At 52.7% G+C, this 6,483-nt stretch carries 9 protein-coding genes and 1 tRNA gene; 9 read left to right on the forward strand and 1 reads right to left on the reverse strand.

Annotated elements, in window-relative coordinates; translation table 11 throughout:
* Positions 1-170: 170 nt before the first annotated feature.
* Positions 171-257, reverse strand: a tRNA-Leu gene (locus D6694_09635).
* 225 nt (positions 258-482) lie between these two features.
* Between D6694_09635 and D6694_09640 the strand changes: the two genes are divergently transcribed.
* The 9 genes from D6694_09640 to D6694_09680 form a co-directional block, all read left to right on the forward strand.
* The gene (locus D6694_09640; protein ID RMH40797.1) at positions 483-1,139 is read left to right on the forward strand and encodes a riboflavin synthase; all 657 of its coding nucleotides are present in this window, start codon (positions 483-485) and stop codon (positions 1,137-1,139) included.
* Between the two features lie 9 nt (positions 1,140-1,148).
* Positions 1,149-2,279: a 3,4-dihydroxy-2-butanone-4-phosphate synthase gene (gene ribB / locus D6694_09645; GenBank protein RMH40798.1), complete on the forward strand. Its 1,131-nt coding sequence runs from the start codon at positions 1,149-1,151 to the stop codon at positions 2,277-2,279.
* Positions 2,266-2,730 (forward strand): 6,7-dimethyl-8-ribityllumazine synthase, encoded by a 465-nt coding sequence (locus D6694_09650; protein RMH40799.1) that lies wholly within the window; start codon positions 2,266-2,268, stop codon positions 2,728-2,730. The genes ribB and D6694_09650 overlap by 14 nt, the downstream gene beginning before the upstream one ends.
* On the forward strand, positions 2,727-3,167 hold the full coding sequence (gene nusB / locus D6694_09655) for a transcription antitermination factor NusB (protein RMH40800.1): 441 nt from the start codon (positions 2,727-2,729) through the stop codon (positions 3,165-3,167). Before D6694_09650 ends, nusB begins: the two co-directional genes overlap by 4 nt.
* A 12-nt stretch (positions 3,168-3,179) precedes the next feature.
* The gene (gene thiL / locus D6694_09660; protein RMH40801.1) at positions 3,180-4,145 is read left to right on the forward strand and encodes a thiamine-phosphate kinase; all 966 of its coding nucleotides are present in this window, start codon (positions 3,180-3,182) and stop codon (positions 4,143-4,145) included.
* Positions 4,142-4,624 (forward strand): phosphatidylglycerophosphatase A, encoded by a 483-nt coding sequence (locus D6694_09665; GenBank protein ID RMH40802.1) that lies wholly within the window; start codon positions 4,142-4,144, stop codon positions 4,622-4,624. The genes thiL and D6694_09665 overlap by 4 nt, the downstream gene beginning before the upstream one ends.
* Positions 4,614-4,862, forward strand: coding sequence for a hypothetical protein (locus D6694_09670; protein RMH40803.1), 249 nt, complete (start codon positions 4,614-4,616; stop codon positions 4,860-4,862). Before D6694_09665 ends, D6694_09670 begins: the two co-directional genes overlap by 11 nt.
* 92 nt (positions 4,863-4,954) lie before the next feature.
* A complete protein-coding gene (locus D6694_09675; protein RMH40804.1) occupies positions 4,955-5,197 on the forward strand; it encodes an EF-hand domain-containing protein in 243 nt (80 codons plus the stop codon).
* 15 nt (positions 5,198-5,212) lie between these two features.
* A partial coding sequence (locus D6694_09680) for a peptidase S10 (GenBank protein RMH40805.1) occupies positions 5,213-6,483 on the forward strand: 1,271 nt, incomplete at its 3' end.

Genomic DNA, 6,483 nt, shown 5'->3' on the forward strand with positions numbered 1-6,483 from the left:
ACCTCTGACTTCGTATGGCTTCCTTCAGACCCTGCCGTTGGCCCGCAAGGCCCTTGCCATTCGGATTGTCTTCCCCTCAGTCGGGGCGACGCAGGCTTCTTTCAGCCTGCCGGGTTTGCCAGCCTCGCTGGGCAAACAAAAAAGCCCCAGTCATATGGGGCTTTTGAAGCTGGTGCCGAGGGCGAGACTTGAACTCGCACGACCGAAAGGCCACTAGCACCTGAAGCTAGCGCGTCTACCAATTCCGCCACCTCGGCAAGTGGCGCGTAATATAAATGTGTGTCGATTCGATGTCAACATACCGCTCTAATTTGGTATCATTCAGGGTTTGCAGCTGCTTGCTTAGCACGCATGTGATGCCAACCGCCATCAGCAAACTTAAACGAATTTTCATAGTGTCTTAGCGGCTTTGGTCATGTCTCCCGTACCATGGCGTGCTAAACTATGCCGCGTTTGCACCAAAGAGAGAGGTTCTGCGCCTCATGTTCACTGGTCTTATCGAAGCCACCGGACGCATTACAGCCATTCAGCAACATGGGCAAGGCGTCCGTGTGCGAGTTGAAAGCCAGCAGCTGGATTGGCACGACGTGAAAATTGGGGACAGCATTGCGGTCAACGGTGTTTGCCTGACGGCGGTCGTGTTACACCCTCAGGGAATGGAAGTTGATGTTTCTTCAGAAACGCTTGACTGCACACTGTTCGGCACCTATGCGCCCGGCCAGATGGTGAATCTGGAAAAGGCGCTGCTGCCGACAACTCGTTTGGGAGGGCATTTCGTCACCGGTCACGTCGATGGGGTCGGAACCGTCGAACGCATTGAGCAAAGTGAAGAAGATTGGCAACTTTATGTCACGCCACCCAAAAACTTGGTGCGCTATATTGCCCCCAAGGGGTCCATCACCATCGATGGGACCAGTCTGACGGTCAACGCCTGGCATGGCCAGGCTTTTCGGTTGACGATAATCCCGCACACCCGGGCGTCAACCATCATAGGCACTTATCGAACCGGGCAACGCGTGCATATTGAAGTCGATATCATCGCACGCTATTTAGAACAACTGGTGCGACCACCGTCGGAAGACACAATGTCCGCCGAAAAGCTACGACTTTGGGGCTATGAAGACATTCGCCGAACGTAAGAGGCCAGAATGAATACAATTCCAGAAATCATTGAAGACATCCGCGCTGGAAAAATGGTTATCATCATGGACGACGAAGACCGCGAAAATGAAGGTGACCTAGTGATGGCCGCCGAATTGGTTCGTCCGGAAGACATTAACTTTATGGCCAAATACGGTCGCGGCCTGATCTGCCTGACGCTCACAAAAGAGCGTTGCGAGCAACTGAACTTGCCGCTCATGGTAAGAAATAACGGAACACGATATAGCACCAACTTCACGATTTCCATTGAGGCTGCCGAAGGGGTCACCACCGGAATTTCAGCGGCTGACCGGGCGCACACCATTCGCACTGCGGTCAAAAAGGACGCCAAACCGAGCGATTTGGTGCAGCCTGGGCATATTTTCCCATTGATGGCCCAGCCCGGCGGTGTGCTGACTCGCGCAGGCCATACTGAAGCCGGTTGCGATCTTGCTCGACTGGCGGGCCTGGAACCCGCCGCGGTCATAGTGGAAATCCTCAATGAAGACGGCTCAATGGCACGACGACCCGATCTGGAAGAATTTGCCAAACGACATGGCCTCAAAATTGGCACCATTGCCGATCTGATTGAATACCGGGCCATGCACGAACGCACGGTCAACAAAATCGGTCAATGTTTATGGCCAACGCCGTACGGTGAGTTTATCCTGCACACCTTCCGCGATGAAATCGATGGACAATTGCATTTCGCGCTGACCATCGGCACCATCGAACCCAATACGCCAACATTGGTGCGCGTCCACATGAGTGATTTTTTTGTCGATCAGCTGCATGGTCGACGTGACCGGGAACCGAGCTGGTCCATTGAACAGGCGCTTGCTCGAATTGCACAAGAAGGACGAGGCGTGTTGGTCGTTCTGACCGGAGGCGATACCACCGAAGGTTGGGCTGCCAACCTTGAACGCTGGCAACAGGAAGATGCCGGCCATAGCCAGCTTCGTCCTAATCCACAAGTGGGCAGGCGCACCGTGGGCATTGGATCTCAAATATTGACCGCGCTTGGCGTTCATAAAATGCGCCTGCTCAGCGAAGAAAAACATTACTACGCATTGTCCGGCTTCAAACTTGAAGTCGTTGAATTTGTCAGTCATAAGGAGTCAAACAATGAAGGTCATTGAAGGTGCTCTCGTCGCCAGCCCAAACACCAAATTCGCGATTCTCGCAGCTCGTTTTAATAGTTTTGTCGTGGACAGCTTGGTGGCTGGAGCGCTTGATGCACTGCGTCGCCACGGCGTGGCTGACGAGCAAATCGAACTCATCAAGGTCCCTGGTGCCTTTGAAATGCCACTGGCTGCCCAAAAAGTTGCCTTGACCAAAAAATATCAAGCGATTATTGCACTTGGTGCAGTGATACGCGGGGGGACACCGCACTTTGACTATGTCGCTGGCGAATGTACTAAGGGGCTGGCACAGGTGTCGTTGAACACGTCTGTCCCCATCGCCTTTGGCATACTGACCACGGATACCATAGAACAAGCCATTGAGCGAGCCGGCACCAAAGCTGGCAATAAAGGTGCCGAGGCCGCTATCACGGCGCTGGAGATGGTGAATTTGCTGGAGCAGCTATGAGTACACCAAGGACACGCCACAAAGCACGCAGGCTGGCTGTTCAGGCCCTATATCAATGGCAGTTGGCCGGTGAAAATATCGGCGAAATTGAGCAGCAATTTCTTGAGGATAATGGCGATACAAATTTCGATCGCGACTACTTTCATCAATTGCTGCATGGTATTCCTGCAAAGCTCGATGAGATTGACGCAGCGCTCACCCCACATATGACGCGCGCCATCGAAAGCGTCGACCCTGTAGAACGTGCCATTTTACGCCTTGCCTGCTGGGAATTGTTGGCGCGACCGGACATTCCTTACCGAGTGGTCATCAATGAAGCGATAGAATTGGCCAAAACATTTGGGGCCACAGACGGGCATAAGTTTGTCAATGGGGTGCTGGATAAAGCAGCGGGCAAGCTACGAGCCATTGAAGTTAGCGCGACACGCAAGTTATGACATGCTGAAACGATGCGTGAATTTGAGTTGATTGACAAATATTTTTCACCGCTGTCCACTGGTGGCCGTGGCGTCAGTCTCGGTATCGGCGATGACGCCGCCATACTGAATGTGCCGGACACCCATCAATTGGTCGTCACGACTGACACGCTCGCCGCCGGAACCCATTTTTTTCATCACGATAATCCCACGGATGTCGCATGGAAAGCCGTTGCCGTCAATGTGTCTGATTTAGCGGCCATGGGTGCCCGCCCTCTTTGGCTGACCTTATCCATCACGCTACCAGATGCGGAAGAAACTTGGCTTTCGCGTTTCGCTCAAGGATTGAAGGAGGCGCTGACGTTTTACGATTTGGCCCTAGTGGGGGGCGACACCGTGAAAGGCCCCTTATCCATCTCAGTCACTGCCTTCGGTCAGGTGCCAAAAGGACAGGCGTTGACAAGAAGCTCAGCCAAACCGGGCGACTGGATTTTTTGTACGGGAACGCTTGGCGATGCGGCCGCAGGTCTCGCCCTGTTGACGAAAAAATTGCGGACAGATGAATCTAGCCAAGACTATTTACTCGAACGTTTTCGACGACCAGCGGCGCGCGTTGCGGCCGGGATCGCGTTGCGGCATATTGCCTCTGCTTGTATTGATATTTCTGACGGACTTATTGCCGACTTGAGACATATCTTAAAAAGCAGCGGTGATTTAGGCGCGCGCATTGATCTTGATGCGCTACCGACTTCTAAAGCACTCGAAAACCTCTGTTCTGACGTGGAATTGTGGGAGTTTGCCTTGGCTGGCGGGGAGGACTATGAACTGTGCTTCACCGTCCCTGAAGATGCGCATGATCGGGTGGCAGGGGTTCTACAGGCCAGTGGCGTGCAAGCGGTCCCGATTGGCCGTGTCACGACATCAGGCGACATTGAGTTTCTGCATGTTGGTCAGCCCGTGCGCCTTGCGCTGTCACCCTGGGAGCACTTCGAGACATGACGCCTATTGAGGCCCTCAACCAATATCGAGGCTCAGATCGACTTATCGTGCTGCTTGCCACTGGCCTTGGCAGTGGGCTTGTGCCCAAAATGCCCGGCACGGTCGCCTCAGTGGTGGCCTCGATCCTCGCTTGGCTATTCGTCTGGTTGACAAGCCCTATTGCTGTGGTCAGTGTGGCTGTGATAGGCATATTCGTGTGTGAGCGGGCCGCCAAACTGCTCGGCCAACACGATCACCAGGCCATCGTGTGGGACGAATGGTCTGGCCTCTGGTTGACCTACGCTATCGTTTTACCAAGCACAGCGGCAGAATTTGCCGGTTTGCTTTTGTTTTTCCGGTTATTTGACATCCTTAAGCCGTGGCCAATTCGCTGGGCCGACAAGCAAGTATCTGGTGGACTGGGTATCATGGTGGACGATTGGCTGGCTGGGATCATGGCGGCGGGCAGTTACTGGGGGCTCATACACTATGCGCTTTGAAGATGCCGACCCGGAAGTGCTGACACAACTGGTGACCACCAAGATGCCTTTTGGCAAATACAAGGGCGAATTGATCGCGACACTGCCCTCGCCCTACCTCGCTTGGTATGCACGGCACGGCACAGCGAAAGGACGCATCGGGGTGTTATTGTTAACCATGTATGAGATTGACAGAAACGGACTTCGCCCTTTATTAACCCCCTTGCTTGACAAGGCCCGAGCCCCCAAAAACGACTAAGTCTAGGCAACCACAGTCATATCGGATTGCGGGGCTGTCCGAAGCTGCGTACACTGTATGCCCTAGTGATACCCGATTAAGCCAATTGAGCCATGACCAAGCCACTGCCCCAAGACAAAATTCGCGAGATACGCCAACATTTTGAGTTTTTCGACCGGGATCATAATGGCGCCATCGATGCCGACGAATTTGCCCAATTGTTAAAGGCTATTGAGCCGAAAGCCAAACCAGCGGAATGTTTACGGGGCTTTCGTGAAGTGGATAGCGATCATGACGGACAGATTGATTTTGCCGAATTCCTAACATGGTGGCAGAAAACTTGGTGGCAGTTTTAAACAGAGGACAAAAAAATGCGTCGTGTCGTCAAAACTTTGTTACTGTTGACCCTCACCGGTTTTGCGAGTTGGACATTTGCCGAAACCTCGAGGGCCCCCCAAACCAAACCATCTCAAGATACTGTTGTGCCAAAGGAATGGGTAAAATCAACAAAACACAAACTCCGTTTTGCCACCTCGACCATTCAATACGAAGCACATATTGGTGAACTTCATCTCAAAGATCGAAAAGGGAAACCCAAAGCCGCGATCTTCTACACCGCCTATTTTAAAAAACGTGGCGACAAGAACCGGCCCGTGACCTTCGTTTTCAATGGCGGCCCGGGATCTTCCAGTGTCTGGTTGCACATGGGACTCATGGGGCCAAAAATGGTGGCCTTCAAGGGCACGCAAGCACCACCACCGGCGCCTTATCAGATTGTAGCCAATCAACACTCACCATTTTTGGCCAGTGATATGGTTTTTATCGATCCGGTCGGCACCGGCTTCAGTCGCCCCCTTGGTGAACATAAGCTAGATGAATTCCTAAGCGTCCAAGCCGACGTCCAGTCGGTTGGCGACTTCATTGTGCGCTTTCTGAATGAACACAATTTATGGAACCATCCCAAGTTTCTTGCGGGTGAGAGTTACGGCACAACGCGCGCTGCAGCACTCGTGAATCATTTGCAAAATCGTGGCGTGGCCATCAACGGTGTGGTCCTAATCAGTCCAATTTTGAACTTCCAGACAGCACGTTTTTCCATCGGCAACGACACGCCTTACCCACTATTTCTCCCCACCTATGCGGCGACTGCATGGTTCCACAAAAAGGTTGCGCAAGACATAGGGCTGGCTGATTTCGTCGAAAAAGCCAGACGATTCGCAACTCAGGTTTATTGGCCAGCATTGATTCAAGGTGATCGCTTAGCGGACGACGCCAAAAGAAAAATCGCCAACGAATTGGCCACTCTCACCGGCATTCGACCTGAATTCTGGCTTCAATCAAATCTGCGGGTTCCGATTTGGCGATTTGTCAAAGAGCTTCGACGCGATGAGGGCTTGACAGTGGGCCGGCTCGATACCCGGTTCACGGGCTTTGATCGCGATAACGCTGGAGAGTCTTTCGAATTTGACCCATCCTATGCAGCGATTGTGGGCCCCTATACCGCAGCAGTGAATTATTATTTTCGCGCTGAACTAGGACTTGAAGAAAACCGCGAATATGAAATCTTGAGCTTTAAGGTCAATCGTGAGTGGAAATGGCACGAGAATGCCGATGGTTTCGTCAACGTTGCCGAAGATTTGCG

It is taken from the genome of Gammaproteobacteria bacterium (assembly GCA_003696665.1).
Lineage (GTDB): Bacteria > Pseudomonadota > Gammaproteobacteria > Enterobacterales.

Excerpts from the sequence above, each read along its gene's own strand:
- D6694_09640 (RMH40797.1), top strand. The coding sequence starts at position 483 with ATGTTCACTGGTCTTATCGAAGCCACCGGACGCATTACAGCCATTCAG.
- ribB (RMH40798.1), top strand. The coding sequence starts at position 1,149 with ATGAATACAATTCCAGAAATCATTGAAGACATCCGCGCTGGAAAAATG.
- D6694_09650 (RMH40799.1), top strand. The coding sequence starts at position 2,266 with ATGAAGGTCATTGAAGGTGCTCTCGTCGCCAGCCCAAACACCAAATTC.
- nusB (RMH40800.1), top strand. The coding sequence starts at position 2,727 with ATGAGTACACCAAGGACACGCCACAAAGCACGCAGGCTGGCTGTTCAG.
- thiL (RMH40801.1), top strand. The coding sequence starts at position 3,180 with ATGCGTGAATTTGAGTTGATTGACAAATATTTTTCACCGCTGTCCACT.
- D6694_09665 (RMH40802.1), top strand. The coding sequence starts at position 4,142 with ATGACGCCTATTGAGGCCCTCAACCAATATCGAGGCTCAGATCGACTT.
- D6694_09670 (RMH40803.1), top strand. The coding sequence starts at position 4,614 with ATGCGCTTTGAAGATGCCGACCCGGAAGTGCTGACACAACTGGTGACC.
- D6694_09675 (RMH40804.1), top strand. The coding sequence starts at position 4,955 with ATGACCAAGCCACTGCCCCAAGACAAAATTCGCGAGATACGCCAACAT.